A 19,918-nucleotide genomic window follows, 5' to 3' on the forward strand; every position below is an offset into this window, starting at 1 on the left:
TAAACTCTAAAATAACATCAAAAAAATGAATCCGCTTTCTGACAGAATCAACAATCTATCTGTATCACAAACGTTGGCAATGGCTGCAAAAGCCAGAGAACTTAAAGCACAGGGTAAAGATATCATCAGCCTTAGTTTAGGCGAGCCTGATTTCAACACACCTGATTTCATCAAAGAAGCTGCTATTAAAGCTATACACGAAAATTACAGCACGTACAGCCCTGTAGACGGTTATGCCGAACTTAAGGATGCTATCTGCCGTAAATTTAAAAGAGATAACAACCTTGACTATAAACCGGCTAACATCGTGGTTTCTACAGGTGCTAAGCAATCGCTTTACAACGTATGCCAAGTAATGCTTAATCCTGGTGATGAGTGTATACTTCCTGCGCCTTACTGGGTAAGCTACTCAGAAATGGTAAAGATGGCAGAGGCTACTCCTGTTGAAGTACCAACATCGGTAGAAAGCGATTTCAAAATAACTCCTGAACAACTTGAAGCGGCTATCACGCCAAAGACCAAGCTTATGATGTTCAGTTCTCCTTGTAACCCAAGTGGTTCGGTATATAACGAAGCAGAACTTACTGCTATCGCAAAAGTACTGGAGAAATACCCTCAAATCTATGTAGTATCTGATGAGATCTACGAGCATATCAACTTCTCAGGAACTTTCTGCAGCATTGCTACTATTCCGGGAATGTTTGACAGAACCATCACTGTAAACGGTGTTGCAAAAGCATTTGCTATGACAGGATGGAGAATTGGTTATATTGGCGCTCCGGAATTCATTGCTAAGGCATGTACTAAAATGCAGGGACAAGTAACCAGTGGTGCTAACAGTATCGCACAACGTGCTACTATTACTGCTGTTGATGCCGATCCAAGTGTACTTAAAGACATGGTAAGCGCTTTCCACAGAAGAAGAGACCTTGTTGTTGGATTACTAAAAGAAATTCCTGGTATCAAGATCAATACGCCTGAAGGTGCTTTTTATGTATTCCCTGACGTATCATCTTTCTTTGGCAAAACACTTAACGGTGTGGAGATCAAAAACGCTGACGATCTTTCTATGTACCTGTTAGAATATGCTAACGTGGCAACCGTAACCGGAGATGCTTTTGGTAATGCAAATTGTATTCGTTTCTCTTACGCTACCAGCGAAGACATCCTGACGGAAGCACTACGAAGAATAAAAGAAGCTTTAGCTTTCTAAATACCTGAATCCCTCGCCATGGCGAGGGATTTTTTTTAGTCTCACCCCCAAGCCCTCTCCTTTGGAGAGGGGAGCAATTGAAAAACAATAAGTATTTATATGTTACGACTCCCTCTCCTTTGCTTCGCCAGTTCGCTTTGCTCGTGTGGAGAGTCCCGATAGCTATCGGGAGGGGTGAGGAAACAATAAACTTTTGTATTTTTGAGCAATCAAACTACAAACACAAAACAATAAACACATCCATGCAAAAAAAGATAGTACTATTAGGGTCAGGCGAATTAGGTAAAGAATTTGTTATCGCTGCACAGCGCATAGGACAGACAGTTATTGCCGTTGACAGTTATGCAGGCGCACCTGCAATGCAGGTAGCCGATGGCTTTGAGGTAATCAACATGCTTGACGGTGCAGCACTGGATACCATTGTTGCCAAACACAATCCTGATTTTATAGTTCCCGAAATAGAAGCCATCCGTACCGAGCGTTTTTACGATTACGAAAAACAAGGCATTAAAGTAGTACCATCGGCTAAGGCGGCTAACTTTACCATGAATCGTAAAGCTATCCGTGACCTTGCCGCTAAAGATCTTGGACTACGCACTGCCAACTATCGTTATGCAACATCGGGTGAAGAGCTGGCTAAGGCAGTTGCCGAAGTAGGCATCCCTTGCGTGGTTAAGCCATTGATGTCATCGTCAGGTAAAGGACAATCGACCATCAAAAGTGAAGAAGATATTGAGAAAGCATGGAAATATGCCGTTGAAGGTTCGCGTGGTGACGTTGTAGAAGTTATTGTTGAGGCATTTGTAAAATTCAACTCTGAAATCACCCTGCTTACAGTTACTCAAAACAACAACCCTACCCTTTTCTGCGCACCAATAGGCCACAGACAGGAACGTGGTGACTATCAGGAAAGCTGGCAGCCGGCTAACGTAACTGACAAGGACATTGCCGAAGCTCAGGATATGGCACGTAAAGTAACCGAAGCCCTTGGCGGAGCAGGTATCTTTGGTGTTGAGTTCTTCCTTACGGATGAAGGCGTATACTTCTCGGAGCTATCACCACGTCCGCACGATACAGGAATGGTAACGCTAGCCGGAACACAAAACTTTAACGAGTTTGAACTGCACCTGCGCGCAATACTAAGCCTTCCAATTGCTGAGATTATACTAGAGAAAGCCGGAGCAAGTGCTGTAATACTGGCTTCTGAGAATAGCGACAACCCAACCTTTACAGGAGTAGAAGCTATTGCCGCATTACCTAAAACCGATTTCAGGTTATTCGGAAAACCAACATCACGTCCTTACCGCCGCATGGGGGTAGCATTGGTTAGCGATGCAGTAGGCACACCTATTGAAGGCATTGTAGAAAAAGCGAAAGCTGCTGCTGCATTGGTTAAGATTCACGCGTAAACAAAAAATACAGATATGAAAAAGCCGCTAATTAGCGGCTTTTTGTTTTTTATGGACGTTCAATTACTGCTTCTTTACGCCTAATTTCAGGTTATCAAAAGAAGAAACATCAATTACCTCTTCAGCATCGTTATCGAACGACATATTGATACTATCCCCAACAATCGTTACCGGTAGTTCGTTAGACAATTGCGATGAACCAATGAATATCTTAGGATTTCCATTTACTGTAAAGTAATAGAAACTGTTACCGTTTTTGATATCGCTTTGTATACGGGTCACTACTGTTTTCAGGGTTGCACGGTTATCTTTAGCATCGGGATTAATGCGATTACCCGCCATGTTATATACGTTTTTGAACGACATCAGGGTTTCACGCATAGTATTACCCACACCTACAATGGTATAATCGCCAATGGCAACCATAGCATACATTTTTACCAGTCCGCCCTCATCTTTAAGTGTCATAACATAGGTCGGTATCCCGTTAATGGTATAAGGCACCGGCAATGAAGCATGGTATCCTTTTTCCTGTACTTTACCTTCGGCAGAGCTTTGTGCCGCATATTCGGTAGCTCCACTCTGGTGATATAAATGTGTTTCTTTAGTACGGGTATCTACCAGTACAAAACCGATATTTGATTCATCTTTACCTACTGATGAAACTCCGGTATACCAATATGGCCTTCCATCTTCTCCATAAACCAGCGTAAGGTCTTCGGTAATCATAAGTTTATCTTCATTACTCCAATTCCAATATCCGTGAATGTACTCACCCCAGTCGTTAAGCTGGTCAATTACAAAAGATATCGGTTGTATCCTGTCTACCCATTTAGGGGTATCGGCAATGGTGTAATCGCTTATTTCACCTGTCTGGGCATCGATAAGAATAACCCCCTTCGCATCATCCCCTGAAAAACCTACTTTTTTATCATATTTGGTAGCCACCCAGTAAGGCTTACCATTATCGTCAATCTCAAAATTAAAATCCTCCAGACCCGTAGTCATATAGCCGTTAAAGTAAGCATGCCTCTCCACATTACTACCAAAGAACGCTTCCGGCTGGTATTTTATCTTCAGGTCTTTTCCGTTAAGTGTCTGAACCAGTTTTACATCACGCTCATTGGTAGCCGAAACCATTACATAACCTTCGGTACCGGCTTTGTTATTCATCCATTTAAAGAAACCTGAATGCTGTAATGGCGCTACCCAATACAACTGGTCTCCTACTTTCTGGATAAAGAACTCTCCAAGCTCTGATTTACTACCTAAGGCGGGATCAGATCCTAATATTTTCTCACCAAGCAGATAAGCAAGATCTTCATCTACCACCCTTACTTTTTCAATAGCTATCGGGGCAATGTGATTTGTCATTTTATCCCCGGTCTTCACCTCTCCTATTAGTTCACGGTAAGATTGATTCCAGAAGATAGGTGCACTCGTTAAAAAAGGTAGTATCGTTACATATACAATAAGAATTGCTACTACAGCAAGAAGAATTTTACTTAATTTAGTAAACCTAAAACTCGCTTTTTTATTCACCTGGGATATTTCAGCAAAGCTAAAGCCTGCAACAAGCAACATAAGAATAAGGATAATTGCAAAACCTGTAAATCCGTAACTGATTACAGGTAATTCTAAGTAGAATAATAAAAATCCAACTAAAAGTAATACTACGACCACTAATGGCTTTTTCATTTTTGTGTTTTTGATTATTTGGTTATACCTATTTGTACACAAACGTATATAAATGTTACATCGTATATTGAGATAGAGCTACGAATTGAATAATTATTACAATTAAAACCTTAAACTACAGATTAAAGATTACTTCGGTTTATTTTTATCAATTTGATAATTGCTGAACAGATGTTGAACGTAAAATTCATTTTGCATAACTTTTAGATTTGAATTACTATTTTTGCCTAAGCCCTCATTACAACCCATGAAGATACTACTAGTAGAAGACGAGCCTAACCTTCTTTCCATCCTTAAAAAAGGACTGGCAGAGAAAAACTTTGACGTGAGCGCCGCACTTGACGGCACAACTGCACTTGCCATGCTCGAATCTAATGTATTTGATGTAGTGGTTCTGGATGTTATGCTGCCGGACGTTAACGGAATTGAAATTTGCCGCAGATTACGTGCTGCAGGAAACTTTGTACCTGTACTCATGCTCACCGCTCTTGACAGTAGCGAGAACATCGTTACCGGACTTAATGCAGGTGCCGATGACTATATGGCAAAGCCTTTTAAGTTCAGTGAGCTCGAGGCCAGAATAAACGCATTAGCCAGACGCGCTCAGCAAAAACAAACACCTCCTGAGACTATTACTATTGAAGATCTTGAAATAGACCGTATAGCAAAAACCGTTAAGCGAGGCAATGACAATATACTACTGACAGCCAAAGAATTCCGTTTACTGTATTATCTCGCTAAAAATTCAGGCATAATATTATCGCGGGAACAAATATTAGACAACGTCTGGAACATTAATTTTGACATGAATACCAATGTAGTTGATGTATACATAAACTACCTCCGTAAAAAAATAGACAAACCCTACGATACTAAACTTATCCATACCATAAAAGGGCTGGGCTATGTAATAAAACCATAATATGCAGATTAGAAGAAAAATCATTACCACTTACATTACTCTTTCAGGTATTAGTACTTTATTGCTATGCGTGGTAGTTTTTTTTCTTTTTAAACAAAACAACCAGTACTATTTTCTAAAACGCCTGCAGGACAGAGCCAAGATAGTAGCCTCTATCCACTACCAAAACGACCCTGAAAAAGCGCGCTATTACCGTGAACTCAAAAAACATGGGTTGGAAGAACTAATCGATGAAAATGATTTTGTACTGAAGGTTAATGGAGCTAATTCCTTTGAATACAACACCCAACTGCATTTGCCCCATGAATTTTATGAAGAAGCCATGACAACCGGAAAGGCATGGGTGATGCTGGATGAACATCAATATTATTATGCTCAGCTATTTGATGAAAATAACATAAAATATATGGTTATTGTAACCGCTAAAGATCGGCGCGGAAACACAACTACAATATACATAACCCGTATCATGGTCTTTGGGGCTATTGGCTTTATTATCCTTGCTTATTTCTTTGGACGCTTTTTAGCTCAACGATTCATAAACCCGGTGTCTACCATCACTAAAGAAGTAAAACGTATTAGCGCCTCTAACCTTCACAACAGGCTACCACTTCCCGGAAATGACGATTCGGATGAGATTACTGATCTTACCAAAACCTTTAACGATATGCTCGACAGACTGGAAACCTCCTTCGAGATCCAGGCTAATTTCATTAATAACGCGTCACACGAATTAAAGACGCCCATCACCACAATACTGGCCGAAACGGAGATTGCCCTGCTAAAAGAACGAAGCCCTGAAGAATATACTGCTGCACTTGAATCTATCAACAGACAGGCTTCACGCCTTAGTAACCTTACCGAAAGCCTCCTCAAGCTTACACAAACCGGATATGATGGCAACAAACAGGTACAGGACATTGCCCGCATTGACGAACTTCTACTGGATGTAAAATGCGATCTTGACAGGTTATATCCTGATAACCGTATTAGCATCAAGCTAAACAACATGCCCGAAGACGAAGCCATGCTTACCCTGCCATGCAACAAGCCATTGCTGGAGCTTGCTATAGGCAATATCATTTCCAACGGAGTTAAATATTCTGATAATGAAGAGGTATTCGTTTCGCTTACAGCAGATACAAAAGCTATTAAAATTGTAATTACCGATATAGGAATAGGTATACCCCCGGAAGACATCCCTTATCTTTACGAACCGTTCTTTAGGGGTAAAAAAGCATCGCGCTATACCGGTTATGGCCTTGGTCTACCATTAGCCATGAAAATCATCAGGATGCATAAGGGAGAGCTTAATGTACAATCTGAACCCGATAAAGGAACAGTTGTAAGCATCGTTTTCCATAAATACAACATTAAAAATCCTAATGTAAAATCTTAGGGTTTTCTAATTTTATTTTAAGCACTTTCTTATATCGGGATAATTAATTTGTCTGTATAACTTTTAAGAATTATACAGCATGAAAAACATACTTATCCCCACAACATTACAACATGATACCCTTTTTGCAGTAAAAACAGCACTAAAACAAGCTAACAGTAACTGCAATATAACAATTATGTATGTACGTGATGTTGCTGATGCCGAATCTGCTTCATTATTCCTAAGATCGGCCAGACCTTCAAAAACAGACTTACAGGCAAAAATACTGGAGGCTTGCCATTCAGAAGCCAACAATTATCCGCACTGCACGCTCGAATTACATAACCGTTATGGCATTTCGGCTCCTTTGCTTAAAAACCTGCTACAGCATTTAAATACTGATTTTATTATAGTTCCTGCTTCCTACAGGCAGGAAAGGGACAGCATACACCATTACTGTCTGAACTTATTATCAAACAGTAAAATTTCCATGCTTCATCTCACTGAAGCCGGTGAAGAACTGGAGTTTAACAAAGCCCTGTATCTCGAACATTCTTCTGCGCAGCTTGATATTCAACAATTACAGGAACTGGTAGGCAACAGATTTAATTTAAGAATCGTTAGCCATGCGTCACTAGCCGAAAACTATCCTGAACAATTAGAACAACAGCTAAACGATGCTATTGCTAAAAATAATATCGATCTGCTTATAGAAACCAGAAAAACAGAAAAGATAAGGATGAAAAAACGCAAAGAAGCGTATGTAAATGAAACACTTGGGTTACCGGTGCTTTCTATATTTGAAGAGGTCTGATTAATTAAAATTCCAAAAGACATGCTATTAAGAAAGAGAATTCCGCTACAATATACTTTAGGCAAGATCAGACTTGAGCTTGCCCTTGTCATCGTCTACACTATAGGATTTGAGATAATACATCATTTTTATCATGCCGTCTCCATAAACATCCCTATTGCAGTCCCGGCAATTATAGGAACCATCATATCATTACTCCTGGCTTTTAAATCGAACCAGGCTTATGACAGATGGTGGGAGGCACGTACAATTTGGGGTGCTATAGTAAATGATTCACGCACATTGCTGCGTCAGGTTATCACCTTTTACGAAGACCCTGATTTCTCGGTAGAGGCTAATAACTTTAAAGAGCGTTTTGCCAAAAGACAGGCTGCATGGTGTTATGCCCTTGCTCAGGCCCTGAGAGGCAAAGATCCCGTTAAACCCATAAAAAGCTTGCTTAGCGAAAAAGAACTGCGCTTTGTAGAGAACCATAAACACGTGCCAAACGCTATACTGATGCTGCACGCCAAAGAAATTAAAAAAGCAAAAGAGAATAAAAAAATAAACGTATACCAGCAGGTAGAGATAGACAACACCCTGACAAGGTTGTGCGACTCGATGGGTAAATGTGAACGTATTAAAAATACAATTTTCCCAACAACTTACAGTATGTACATAAGGTTTACATTATTCCTTTTTATACTTCTGTTGCCATTTGGCCTTACCGATTACCTCGGCTGGATACAAATTCCGGTAATTGCTACTATTGGGGCCGCATGCTTTCTTATCGAAAAGATGGCGATCCATCTACAGGATCCATTTGAGGGTAAGCCAACTGACACTCCTATGGTTTCTATCTCAAACAACATAGAGAAGAATCTAATGCAAATGGTACACGAATACCGTAACGAGTTTGAAGAGGAAAAATTTGCACATAACCCTACACTGCATCACATACAGCCCGTAAAGAACGCTTATTTTGTGCTTTAATATTTAAGTTTTGGATTGACGAGAAGCCTTCGCGAAAGCGGGGGCTTTTTTATATCCTTTTGTTCCAGTTCTTACCCAGCCATATATTCATTTCACCACGGGTTACGCACTTTTCGGGCATATGCTTCTTTATGAGGTTTTCGAGACGGTGAAATGAATCGAGAGAAAAAAGACCCGACATCTGAAAAAAACGCTTCATGAAATCGAGCATCTGGTAGCCATTGTTCCTGTCGATGATATCATCATCGCACACGGTCTTAAAAATTTTAGCCTTATCGGTGTCCGACCACGAATATTCATAGCGCAGGGACGGTTTATCAGATCTGAACATAGGCTTATAAATTAGACGGTTGGGGGCTTAAAAAAAGTCAATATCTCTTTAAGATTTGACATATGTCTCTAACAATATTAATAAAAAAATCCCTCAGGCGGAGGGATTTAATTAAAAAATATTTTAGGAAAACCCAGCGGGCTTTAATAAGGTTTTTCAAAAGTACAACATTATTCAACATGCAAACACGGCAAAATGTTAATTAACATGTTAAAAATTAAGAGCTTCACAATAAATATTACAAACCTGAAATGTGATTTTGAGACGACCTATAGAAAAAACATTATTTTTGCGTGACAAACTAAAAACAGAAACAAATACCTCTCAGTATGAAAGCATACGTATTTCCGGGACAGGGTGCCCAGTTTACAGGCATGGGAAAAGACCTTTACGAAAAATCTCCCCTTGCAAAAGAACTATTTGAAAAAGCTAACGAAATATTAGGTTTCCGTATAACAGACATTATGTTTGAAGGAACAGCCGAAGAACTTAAAGAAACTAAAGTAACACAACCAGCAGTATTCCTTCATTCGGTAATACTTGCTAAAACCCTTGGTGAAGATTTTAAGCCTGAAATGGTAGCAGGCCACTCCCTTGGAGAATTCTCTGCCCTTGTTGCAGCTGGGGCACTTACTTTTGAAGACGGACTTAGACTGGTATCGCAGCGTGCTATGGCAATGCAGAAAGCATGTGAGATCACTCCATCTACTATGGCTGCTGTACTTGGCCTTGACGATAAAGTGGTTGAGGATGTATGCGCAACTATCGAAGGCGTGGTAGTTCCTGCGAATTACAACTGTCCTGGTCAGCTTGTAATCTCAGGTGAGACCACAGCTGTTGAAGCTGCTTGTGTTGCTATGAAAGAAGCCGGTGCTAAACGTGCTCTTATCCTGCCTGTAGGTGGTGCTTTCCACTCGCCTATGATGGAGCCTGCTCGCGAAGAGCTTGCGGCTGCTATTGAGAAAACAACTTTTAGCGCACCAGTTTGCCCTGTGTACCAAAACGTACCGGCAAGTGCTGTGACTAATCCTGACGAGATAAAACAAAACCTTATCATACAGCTTACTGCTCCTGTAAAATGGACGCAGTCAGTTCAGAACATGGTAGCCGATGGCGGTACACTTTTCACAGAAGTTGGACCGGGTAACGTACTACAGGGGCTTGTGAAAAAAATTGCTCCTGAAGCGCAAACGGCTGCTGCTGTTTTGAGTTAACAGTTTACAGTACTCAGCGTAACGTTTTTGTACTACCCGTCATCGCGAGCCTGCCTGCCGGCAAAGGCAGGGAGGAACGACGAAGCGATCTAAAGATTGCCGCGCTCCATTGCATTACGCTCGCAATGACCAAAATTCATAAAAAAATCCCGTTCGCCGAGGCGAACGGGATTTTTATTTCACTACCAACTTCATAAGTCCGCGGTTGTGTATAGCATAACCTTTGGACAAGTAGAGTTTTTGAGCTACGGTATTGTGACCTTCTATCTCGAGGTATATTATCTTAACTGACAATGTCTTTGCCTGTTCGCTGATAAAATCAAGTGCCTGTTTACCAAAACCAAGTCCACGAGCTACTGATGAAATAAAGAGTTCATCGAGAAAAGCGATTCGGCCTTTGTATTCAAAAGAAAAAACAAAAGTCATGATTACATATCCTACGGGTTCGTTTTCTTTGAATATTAGCCATCCCCTGCCTAACGTTTCATTTTCAAGAAATTCCTGCATTAGTCCGCGAGAAACATTAACGTCAATAGGATAATTATCTATAGCATAGAATTCTTCCATCATGGCAATTACCAACGGAACATCCTGTGCTTCTAAAGGTTTGAATACGGCCTGCATCAGTCAATATTCTTAAGGATTATATTTACCGCACCTCGGTTCATGCTCACAAATGTTCCTGCAACATGACCGGTTTCATAACGCACATCATCATTATATACCAGTGATGATAGTGCATCATTCATCTCTTCTTTATTTTTTACGGCAATACATCCACCCATATTGACCAAAGCAACTGCTTCGGGAAATTTTTGATGATTAGGCCCTATGATTATTGGCACGCCAAAAGCAGCAGGCTCTAAAATATTATGCAATCCTGCAGTGCCAAATCCTCCTCCAACATAAGCCACATCGGCATAGCTGTAAATTTTAGTCAGTATACCTACTGTATTGATGATAAGCACATCATATTCGGCAAGGTTCTTACCCTCCTTTTCTGAGAACAGAACCACTTTGCCTGTTAGGCTGTTTTTAATATCATTAATGTGGTCTTCGCCTGTGGTATGTGGCGCAATAATGAATTTAGTGTTTACCGCAGTATTGATAAAATCGACAAACATGGTTTCATCCTTTGGCCATGAACTGCCAAATACCACGGTGGTTGTATCATTTTTAAATTTTTCAATAAAAGGAAGTGTATTATCACGCTCCAGTATTTCACTCACCCTGTCATAACGGGTATCACCGCTAATAGTTACATTATTGAAACCTATACCCTGCAACAGCACTTTTGAACTTTCGTACTGCACAAAAAAATGATTAAAGGTTTTAAGCGCCTTTCTGTAAAAACCGCCATACCATTTAAAAAACACCTGATCTTTTCTGAAAAAACCTGAGATCAGATACACCTTTGCATCGGTCTTTTTCAACTCGTTCAGGTAATTGGGCCAGAATTCATATTTGATAAAAAATACTTTCTCCGGCTTAACGATTGAAAGGAACTTTTTAGCATTTGCCAAAGTATCCATAGGCAGGTAGACAATTACATCGGCAGTAGTGGCATTTTTCCGTACTTCGTAGCCCGATGGCGAAAAGAAAGTAAGCACAATTTTATGACCGGGATGCATGGCTCTTACCTTTTCCATCACCGGAAGCCCCTGCTCATACTCTCCCAACGATGCCGCATGGAACCAGATTGTTTTATCTCCCTGCTGAATTTTTTCCTGAAGTGTACTAAAAACAGTCTTTCTTCCGTTTACGAAGAGTCTGATTTTAGGGATGAAAAAAGCCACAAGACTCAGCACCCATTTAGCGATTATAATAAGCACATTATATAGAAAAAACATAGGCATAAAATTGAGGTGCTAAATTACATACTTTATGCTATTTTCATTGGCAGGCAGTCATTAAATTAGTAGTTTTGCGCTGATTAATAATTTCACATCATGAAAAAAATCCAAATGGTTGACCTGAAAAGTCAGTACGACCAGATTAAAGATACTGTAAATGCTTCTATACAGGAAGTTTTAGATACTACATCATATATAAACGGCCCACAAGTTCATAGTTTCCAAAAAAATCTTGAGACTTATCTTGATGTTAAACACGTAATACCATGTGCCAATGGTACCGATGCCCTTCAGATCATCATGATGGGTATGGGACTTCAGCCGGGCGACGAGGTAATTACTGCCGATTTTACCTTTGCCGCTACTGTTGAAGTTATTGCCCTGCTGCAACTTACACCGGTACTTGTAGATGTTGAGCCGGATACTTTCAACATTTCTGTAGAGGCTATCAAAAAAGCGATCACACCAAAAACGAAAGCTATCGTTCCGGTACACCTTTTTGGCCAGGCAGCCAATATGGAAGAAATTATGACCCTTGCTACTGAGCATAATCTTTATGTAATTGAAGACAACGCTCAGGGAATAGGTGCCAACTATAAATATGCCGATGGCTCTAAGAAAAAAACAGGTGTTATAGGTCATGCCGCTTCAACATCGTTCTTCCCATCTAAAAACCTTGGCTGTTATGGCGATGGTGGTGCTATATTCACAAATGATGATGCGCTTGCCCATACGCTAAGAGGAATTGTTAATCACGGTATGTATGTGCGTTACCACCACGATGTTGTAGGTGTTAACTCAAGACTTGACAGCATTCAGGCTGCGGTGCTTAATGCTAAGCTCCCTTTACTTGACGGTTATAATGTAAAAAGACAGGAAGCCGCTGCAAAATACAGTGCTGCTCTTGCCAATCATACAAATATTATTACTCCTGTAATCACAGGAGAACAGGACAGCCATGTATTTCATCAATATACACTGCGCATTATCAATGCTGACAGGGATGGACTAATGCAACACCTTCTTGACAAAGGTATTCCGTGTGCCATATACTACCCTATTCCGCTTCACAGCCAAAAGGCATATGCGGATAGCCGTTATAACGAATCGGATTTCCCGGTAACTAATCAACTTGTAAAAGAAGTAATATCGTTGCCAATGCATACTGAGCTTGATGATGAACAGATAAAATTCATTACGGATAGTGTAATTGAGTTTTTAAGCTAATGGAAATGACCAAAAAGAAAGCGTGGGGTCCCATAATAGGGATTGCTATAGGAGTTGGCGTGATGACAGGGATAAGCAATGTAAACAGGACAAGTCCTTACAAAGAGCTTTCAAAATTTTCAAAAGAAATCAATGCAAAAGGGGCTGTAACAATTGATCCGGATACGAGGATGGACAGCACATCTGTAGCTGAAGATCCGCTTATGGTTGTTTATCACTATACGGTTGTAACTGTTGATAAAGACTCTGTTACCATTGACGAAAAAGAGGCTAAAGAGGTATTGATAAAGCAAACGCAGGAAAACCTTGATAATAGCCCGGACATGGAAACGTTTAGAAAACATGATGTTTCTATGAAATATGATTACAAGGATAAAAAAGGCAGACATTTGTTTGACTTTACCATAAAACCAGCAAAAAACATCCAGTAAATATGAAAATTCTTGTAACCGGCGGACTAGGCTTTATAGGTTCGCATACTGTAGTAGAACTTCAGAACGAAGGTTTTGATGTGGTTGTAATTGACGACCTGTCTAATTCTTCTATCGAGGTACTTGACGGTATACAGGCCATTACCGGCAAAAAACCGGATTTTGAACAAACAGACCTTCGCGATAAGGCTGCTGTACAAAGCTTCTTTGCAAAATACAGCGATGTATCAGGCATAATTCACTTTGCAGCTTCTAAGGCTGTAGGCGAAAGTGTAGAAAACCCATTATTGTATTATGAAAACAATATTGGTGCACTGGTATACCTTTTACAGGGATTACAGGCAAAACCTGAATCGCATTTTATCTTTAGCTCATCATGTACAGTTTACGGACAGGCAGAAAAAATGCCTATTACCGAAAACGCTCCTATACAAACTGCAATGTCTCCTTATGGAAATACAAAACAAATAGGTGAAGAGATCATTCAGGACGTTGCAAAAGTAAGTGGCATCAATTCAATATTGTTACGTTACTTTAACCCTATCGGAGCCCATGAGTCTGCTAACATTGGCGAATTACCTAAAGGAACTCCGCAAAACCTTGTTCCGTTCATTACGCAAACTGCTATTGGACTAAGACAACAGCTATCGGTTTTTGGGTCTGACTACCCAACGCCGGATGGCACCTGCATTCGTGATTACATTCACGTGGTAGATCTTGCCAAAGCACACGTTACTGCGCTTAAGCGATTAGTGAACAAAGCGAACGCTGATAAAGTTGAAATCTTTAACCTTGGAACAGGTAAAGGAAGTTCGGTTCTTGAAGTTATCAATGCGTTTGAAAAAGTAAGTGGACAAAAACTGAATTACAAAATTGTAGATAAACGCCCGGGCGACATAACAGAAGCCTATGCAGATACTGATAAAGCAAATAATGTTCTAGGCTGGAAAGCCGAACTTTCCCTTGATGAAGCTTTGGCATCAGCATGGAAATGGGAACAGAAAATAAGAAAGTAGGCAGTCGCAGTATTCAGTATACAGACAATCACACTATAATTTAAAAAATCCGAAGCTAATGCTTCGGATTTTTGTTTATAATTCTTTCTTCATTTTATAGTTGATGAGTATAACATCACCTCTCTGGTTTTGCTGTTCTGTCACAACCACATAACCCTTCTTCTCAAAAAACGGGCGAGCCGTTTTACTGATATCCGATGTTATTACCGTTGCTTTTTGCCGTAAGGCTTCCGCCTCTAATGCTCTCAAAAGCAAATCAGCAATCCCCTGTCTTTGATAATCTTTATGAACGTACATAAAATCAAGATAATTTCCGTCAAGCAACGATCCGAAACCTACAATGACATCATGCTTTATTGCAAGCAAAACATATTGCAGTCTGATAAGATTCTCCCATCGTTCTGTTTTTTCAGATGACGAAGCCCATTGCTTTCGTTGTTCATCATCATATTCATTGGCACAAACATACTGTATGGTTTCCCTGAAGAGTTCTTTCATCTCGGGGAGGTCGCTTAATGATGCCCGACGTATTATGACTTTATCTTTGCTCATATCAAACAAATATAGACATTATTCAGGCTGCATACCCGTAGTAATGGCAATACGGTTCCAGCCATTGATCGCAATGATTGCCATAATAACCTGAGCAACATATTTTTCGCCCAACAGCGTTACGGCATCACTATACGTTTTATCCGAAACATGGTTTGATATTTGGGTAACCTCTTCGGTAAGCGCAAGTATAGCCTGCTCTTCTTTAGTGAAGAAAGGAGTATCCCTCCATGCACTAAGGGTAAAGATGCGTTGTTGGGTTTCACCATATTTAAGAGCATCTTTAGTATGCATATCCAGACAGAAAGCACAACCATTAATTTGTGATGCTCTTATTTTAATAAGCTCTTTATGGGTTTTAGTAAGCTCAGTAGCTGCAAGGTATTTTTCAAATGCAAGCATTGTGTTATATCCTTCAGTTTCAACTTTAAAAAAGTTCATTCTATTTTCCATGACTTTAAAAATTAAATTTGTTATTTGATTTGTACATGACAAATTTCCGTCAATGCCTCCTCAAAAAACTTAATCATGGTTAAGAAATGAAATTTAGTCAAAATTTATTTTTTCGCCCTCACCTTACTTAAAAACTCAGGAGTAATCCCTAAAAAGGAAGCCAGCATATATTGTGGCACACGCTGAACAAATTCCGGATAACGTTCCACCATCATCCTGTATTGTTCCTCCCCTCCCAAATTGAATATATAATGAATGCGATTAAGCTGGGCTGCATAGGCTTTCTCCAAAACGATCCTGAAATATTTCTCCAATTGTGGCAATTTTTCAAAAAGCTCGTCCTGTGCCTTTCTGCTAATTGCTATTACATTAGTTTTTTCTATTGCCTGTATGTAAAAATTTGACGGCTGATTACTTTTAAAACTGAAATAATCGGTCATCCACCAGTTCTCAACAGCAAACTGTATAACCTGTTCGGTTCCTTTATCTGTCGTAAGATACATCCTCAGGCAACCGTCGGCTACAAAGTAATTCTCATTGCAAATCTGGCCGGCTTCCAGCAAATGCTCTTTCTTTTTAAGTTCCCTAAGCTCAAGAGAAGCCAACAGCAATTCCGTCTCCTCGCGAGTGAGGCTTACATGTTTTTTTATATGTGTAACAATTGAATCAAACATACTACTCATTATTAAACAGCTGAAAGATACAAATTATAGCTTTTTATAAATAATGTGTACCTTGCACACCGCTAAAACAATTAAACCCAAATATGAGATTATTACGACTTCTTGTCCTGTTATTGGTTCTTCCTGCCTATGCGCAGCAAGGCGGTATGTGGATTCCTTCCCTGCTTAAAGGGATGAACGAAAAAGAAATGAAAAGCCTGGGCATGAAAATGTCTGCATCAGACATTTATGATGTAAACCATTCGAGCCTTAAAGATGCGGTTCCGCAATTCAACGGAGGCTGTACATCGGAGGTTATTTCTTCTCGCGGATTGTTACTTACTAACCACCACTGTGGTTTTGGAGAAATACAATCGCACTCAACTGTAGAACACGATTATCTTGCCAATGGCTTCTGGGCTATGAGCCTTGCAGAAGAGCTGCCTAACCCAGACCTTGAAGTAACTTTTATCGTAAGGATAGAAGATGTTACAACGCAGGTTTTGGAAGGTGTAGCATCACTGACAAACGAGAAAGACAAACAGAAAAAAATCCAGGAAAATATTTCACGTCTTACAAATACACTTCCTAAAGAATCATGGCAGGGTAACAGCATCCGTACTTTTTATGAAGGTAACCAATACATGCGTTTTGTAACTGAAACTTTTGAAGACGTTCGCCTTGTAGGGGCACCACCTTCATCAATAGGTAAATTCGGATCGGATACCGACAACTGGGTATGGCCAAGACATACAGGTGACTTCTCTCTTTTCCGTATTTATGCCGGTAAAGACAACAAACCTGCAAAATACTCTAAAGACAACGTTCCGTATGTGCCTAAGCATTACTTCCCTGTATCTATCGGTGGCGTAAAAGAAGACGACTTTACAATGGTATTTGGTTATCCTGGGAGAACTACCGAGTACCTTCCTGCGGTTGCGGTAGAACAAATTGTAAACAGCCTTAACCCAGCAAAAATTGAAGTAAGGGATGCAGCTCTTAAAGTAGCTGACGGCTTTATGCGTAAAGACCAGGCAATAAAAATACAGTATGCTGCTAAATATGCACAAATTGCCAACTATTGGAAAAAGTGGATAGGTGAAACGCAGGGACTTAAGAAAAGTAATGCCGTTGCCATTAAAAAAGCAAACGAGAAGGATTTCCTTGCACGCGTTGCAAAAGCCGGCAAGCAGGCAGAGTATGGCAACCTTTTAGCCGATTTTGAAAAGAATTATAATGAGATCGCTCCTTATGCACTGGCAAGAGACTATTTCACGGAGGTTGTTTTACGAAATACCGAACTACTTACAACAGCTTACAGACTGTACCAACTGGAGCAGATTTACAATGCACGTGGAGAGCAATCGTTCAACGACAGAAGAGACAATACCATTCTTGGACTTGAAGAGATATATAAAAACTTCAATAAAAATGTAGACGAGAAAGTTTTTGAACAGCTTATAGCACTTTATGCTGCAAAATCGCCTAAGCAATTCCAGCCGGAAATTCTTAAGGGTGCCGACCTGAAGGCTATGACATCTGAAATTTACGGCAGTTCAAAACTAACCTCGTATGAAGGAGTAAAAGAACTTCTGAAAGGTGATGCAAAAACTGTTATTGCACGTCTTAACGAAGACAAAGGCTACAAACTGGTAAAAGCTCTTACAGATGCCTACAACACTAATGTAGCTCCTAAATATGATGAGATCAACCTTAGGATAACGGGTCTTCAGCGCACCTACATGAAAGGTATACTGGAACTAAGCCCTAAAGACGCCCGCATCTTCCCGGATGCTAACAGCACACTGCGTGTTACTTATGGTAAGGTAGATGGCTACCAACCTAAAGATGCCACTTACTACGGACCTGTAACTTACCTTGACGGTGTTATGGAAAAATACATTCCGGGGGATTATGAATTTGATGTTCCTCAGAAACTTATCGATCTTTACAATAAAAAAGATTACGGCCGCTATGGCGAAAATGGTAAGATGCCGGTATGTTTTATAGGCACTAACCATACTACGGGAGGTAATTCGGGCAGCCCGGCAATTGATGCTAAAGGAAACCTTATAGGCCTTAACTTTGACCGTGTATGGGAAGGAACCATGAGTGACATTTATTATGACCCGTCTATTTGCCGTAACATTATGGTAGATATGCGCTATGTGTTATTCATCATCGAGAAGTATGCCGGAGCAAAGCACCTGGTAGACGAAATGAAGGTTGTAACCAAATAATCGTAATCGTTTTCATAAAAAAACAAAAGAGAAACCTTTGCAGTTTCTCTTTTGTTTTTTATAGCTACCATAAAGGCAAAAACCTACAAAAAAAGCAAACTAAAATCATCAAACCCCTTGATTTTAAAGGGCAAAATCGAAATATTTTTTTTTCAGCCAAACATCCCCCGATATTAAAAAATTTATATCTTTGCTTCGAATTAATAATTAACCTTTATAATTTAGTAAGATGAAAAAAGTTGTTTTAAGCCTAGCTCTAGTAGCAATGATGAGTGTTTCTTTCGTTTCTTGTAAAGAAACTAAAACTGAAGAGACTACAGTAGAAGAAACTGCAACTCCAGTTGAAGAAGCTCCAGTTGCTGAAGAAGCTCCAGTTGCTGCTGATACTACAGCTGTTGAGGCTGCTAGCCCAGCTGAAGCTGCTCCTGCTCACTAAGAAATAGCAAGACGACAGTCAAAGTATTTGAAAACCTTCGCCAAGCGAAGGTTTTCTTTTTTACAGGGTTTATAAAAAACTTAAGAAAAGATATGCTAACTTTGAGCAAACCACCTCAAAACAAAGTAGTATGCCTACAACATCCTGCCGTATCAACGACGCCGATATAGACTGGATAGACATTAGCGATCCCAGTAAAAATGAATTAATAGAGGTAAGTAAAAGGTACAACCTTAATCGCTATACGCTAAGAGACTCTTTAGATCCGGATCACCTGCCAAAATATGAAGAGCATAATGATACGCATTTTATCATTGTAAGGATACTGAAGGACATTGATTCCGAAAGCAGGAACCAGCAAACCATACAAAGCCTTAGCAGCAAGATTGCGCTCTTCTTCAACAAGAACTTCATCATTTCAATACACCGCAACGAGCAATCAATTATACACGATATAAAGGCTGGTTTTGTCGATACCGGAAAAATCACCTCAACAACGGGAGTTGCCATCCGTATATTACGCGATGTACTCCACTCCTACGAGCAACCTGCCATAAAACTTTCTGACGAAATAGATTTTTTTGAATCGAAGCTTTTCCTGAAAAAGAATACCCCTTCTGACATGATAGAGGACATTTATTATGTAAAGAACAAAGCCGGACTCTATAAAAAGCTGTTGGTACTAAGCAATGAGGTAATCAATTCGCTTATTACAGAAGGCGAAGACCGGCCTGCATTACGCGATGTGCGCGACCTGCATACTAAACTGATGCTGCTGTATGACCAGATACTCGAAGACGCCAATAACCTGCTGAATATTTACCTTTCACTTTCGGCACGAAAAACCAATGATGTAATGAAAATACTCACGGTATTTTCAGTATTCTTTATGCCACTTACTTTTATTGTTGGGGTTTACGGAATGAATTTCAAATTTATGCCCGAACTGGAATACAAATGGGGTTATCCACTCTCAATAGCATCTATGGTGATAATATCAGTGATTATCTATATTTGGTTTAAGAGGAAGAAGTGGTTATAGATTTAAAAACTTCATAAAATAAAAAAGCCCTAAACTTTCGTTTAAGGCTTTT

20 protein-coding genes are annotated in these 19,918 nt (G+C 40.0%); 13 read left to right on the top strand and 7 right to left on the bottom strand.

The genetic code is table 11. From position 1 onward, the window contains the following. Nucleotides 1–25 precede the first annotated feature (25 nt). Together DEU42_RS12290 and purT are read left to right on the top strand one after the other, a co-directional pair. Nucleotides 26–1,213: a pyridoxal phosphate-dependent aminotransferase gene (locus tag DEU42_RS12290; RefSeq protein WP_114758599.1), complete on the top strand. Its 1,188-nt coding sequence runs from the start codon at nt 26–28 to the stop codon at nt 1,211–1,213. Between the two features lie 230 nt (nt 1,214–1,443). Then, complete coding sequence (purT, locus tag DEU42_RS12295) at nt 1,444–2,622, top strand: formate-dependent phosphoribosylglycinamide formyltransferase (protein ID WP_255418261.1); 1,179 nt, start codon at nt 1,444–1,446, stop codon at nt 2,620–2,622. Nucleotides 2,623–2,685: 63 nt separating this feature from the next. On the opposite strand, the gene DEU42_RS12300 is transcribed toward purT, so the two are convergent. Beyond that, on the bottom strand, nt 2,686–4,320 hold the full coding sequence (locus tag DEU42_RS12300; protein ID WP_114758658.1) for a hypothetical protein: 1,635 nt from the start codon (nt 4,318–4,320) through the stop codon (nt 2,686–2,688). Nucleotides 4,321–4,567: 247 nt separating this feature from the next. Here DEU42_RS12300 and DEU42_RS12305 point away from each other — a divergent pair, with 247 nt between their 5' ends. The 4 genes from DEU42_RS12305 (at nt 4,568) to DEU42_RS12320 (ending at nt 8,409) form a co-directional block, all read left to right on the top strand. Further along, nucleotides 4,568–5,242: a response regulator transcription factor gene (locus DEU42_RS12305; RefSeq protein WP_114758600.1), complete on the top strand. Its 675-nt coding sequence runs from the start codon at nt 4,568–4,570 to the stop codon at nt 5,240–5,242. A gap of 1 nt (nt 5,243) precedes the next feature. Continuing rightward, nucleotides 5,244–6,641 carry a sensor histidine kinase gene (locus DEU42_RS12310; RefSeq protein WP_114758601.1) on the top strand — a complete coding sequence of 466 codons (1,398 nt, stop codon included), beginning with the start codon at nt 5,244–5,246 and terminating at the stop codon, nt 6,639–6,641. 79 nt (nt 6,642–6,720) lie between these two features. Then, complete coding sequence (locus DEU42_RS12315) at nt 6,721–7,437, top strand: hypothetical protein (protein WP_114758602.1); 717 nt, start codon at nt 6,721–6,723, stop codon at nt 7,435–7,437. Nucleotides 7,438–7,458: 21 nt separating this feature from the next. Next, nucleotides 7,459–8,409: a bestrophin family protein gene (locus tag DEU42_RS12320; RefSeq protein ID WP_114758603.1), complete on the top strand. Its 951-nt coding sequence runs from the start codon at nt 7,459–7,461 to the stop codon at nt 8,407–8,409. A 49-nt stretch (nt 8,410–8,458) separates the two neighbouring features. Here DEU42_RS12320 and DEU42_RS12325 read toward each other — a convergent pair whose 3' ends face one another. Further along, the gene (locus DEU42_RS12325; RefSeq protein WP_114758604.1) at nt 8,459–8,740 is read right to left on the bottom strand and encodes a hypothetical protein; all 282 of its coding nucleotides are present in this window, start codon (nt 8,738–8,740) and stop codon (nt 8,459–8,461) included. A 329-nt stretch (nt 8,741–9,069) separates the two neighbouring features. On the opposite strand from DEU42_RS12325, the gene fabD reads away from it, so the two are divergent. Then, entirely contained in the window at nt 9,070–9,954 is an 885-nt protein-coding gene (gene fabD, locus DEU42_RS12330; RefSeq protein ID WP_114758605.1) for an ACP S-malonyltransferase, read from the top strand. 174 nt (nt 9,955–10,128) lie between these two features. On the opposite strand, the gene DEU42_RS12335 is transcribed toward fabD, so the two are convergent. Beyond that, nucleotides 10,129–10,578 (bottom strand): GNAT family N-acetyltransferase, encoded by a 450-nt coding sequence (locus DEU42_RS12335; protein WP_233506674.1) that lies wholly within the window; start codon nt 10,576–10,578, stop codon nt 10,129–10,131. Then, nucleotides 10,578–11,804, bottom strand: a complete 1,227-nt coding sequence (locus DEU42_RS12340) for a 3-deoxy-D-manno-octulosonic acid transferase (RefSeq protein WP_114758606.1) — start codon at nt 11,802–11,804, stop codon at nt 10,578–10,580. The genes DEU42_RS12335 and DEU42_RS12340 overlap by 1 nt, the downstream gene beginning before the upstream one ends. 99 nt (nt 11,805–11,903) lie before the next feature. On the opposite strand from DEU42_RS12340, the gene DEU42_RS12345 reads away from it, so the two are divergent. From DEU42_RS12345 to galE, 3 genes are read left to right on the top strand one after another with little or no spacing between them, the layout of a single operon-like run. After that, nucleotides 11,904–13,034: a DegT/DnrJ/EryC1/StrS family aminotransferase gene (locus tag DEU42_RS12345; RefSeq protein ID WP_114758607.1), complete on the top strand. Its 1,131-nt coding sequence runs from the start codon at nt 11,904–11,906 to the stop codon at nt 13,032–13,034. 5 nt (nt 13,035–13,039) lie between these two features. Next, the gene (locus DEU42_RS12350; protein ID WP_147278116.1) at nt 13,040–13,465 is read left to right on the top strand and encodes a hypothetical protein; all 426 of its coding nucleotides are present in this window, start codon (nt 13,040–13,042) and stop codon (nt 13,463–13,465) included. 2 nt (nt 13,466–13,467) lie between these two features. Continuing rightward, the gene (galE, locus tag DEU42_RS12355; protein WP_114758609.1) at nt 13,468–14,481 is read left to right on the top strand and encodes a UDP-glucose 4-epimerase GalE; all 1,014 of its coding nucleotides are present in this window, start codon (nt 13,468–13,470) and stop codon (nt 14,479–14,481) included. 75 nt (nt 14,482–14,556) lie between these two features. On the opposite strand, the gene DEU42_RS12360 is transcribed toward galE, so the two are convergent. The 3 genes from DEU42_RS12360 to DEU42_RS12370 form a co-directional block, all read right to left on the bottom strand. Further along, nucleotides 14,557–15,033: a GNAT family N-acetyltransferase gene (locus DEU42_RS12360; protein WP_114758610.1), complete on the bottom strand. Its 477-nt coding sequence runs from the start codon at nt 15,031–15,033 to the stop codon at nt 14,557–14,559. A gap of 18 nt (nt 15,034–15,051) precedes the next feature. Beyond that, nucleotides 15,052–15,486, bottom strand: a complete 435-nt coding sequence (locus DEU42_RS12365; protein ID WP_114758611.1) for a carboxymuconolactone decarboxylase family protein — start codon at nt 15,484–15,486, stop codon at nt 15,052–15,054. A gap of 104 nt (nt 15,487–15,590) precedes the next feature. Beyond that, entirely contained in the window at nt 15,591–16,160 is a 570-nt protein-coding gene (locus DEU42_RS12370; protein ID WP_114758612.1) for a Crp/Fnr family transcriptional regulator, read from the bottom strand. A gap of 92 nt (nt 16,161–16,252) precedes the next feature. Between DEU42_RS12370 and DEU42_RS12375 the strand changes: the two genes are divergently transcribed. From DEU42_RS12375 to DEU42_RS12385, 3 genes are all read left to right on the top strand, one after another. Then, entirely contained in the window at nt 16,253–18,388 is a 2,136-nt protein-coding gene (locus tag DEU42_RS12375; protein WP_114758613.1) for a S46 family peptidase, read from the top strand. A gap of 229 nt (nt 18,389–18,617) precedes the next feature. Then, nucleotides 18,618–18,824, top strand: coding sequence for a hypothetical protein (locus tag DEU42_RS12380; RefSeq protein ID WP_114758614.1), 207 nt, complete (start codon nt 18,618–18,620; stop codon nt 18,822–18,824). A 130-nt stretch (nt 18,825–18,954) separates the two neighbouring features. Beyond that, nucleotides 18,955–19,866 (top strand): CorA family divalent cation transporter, encoded by a 912-nt coding sequence (locus DEU42_RS12385; RefSeq protein WP_114758615.1) that lies wholly within the window; start codon nt 18,955–18,957, stop codon nt 19,864–19,866. Nucleotides 19,867–19,918: the final 52 nt, after the last annotated feature.

The sequence above is a fragment of the Flavobacterium sp. AG291 genome (assembly GCF_003350375.1).
Lineage (GTDB): Bacteria > Bacteroidota > Bacteroidia > Flavobacteriales > Flavobacteriaceae > Flavobacterium > Flavobacterium suzhouense.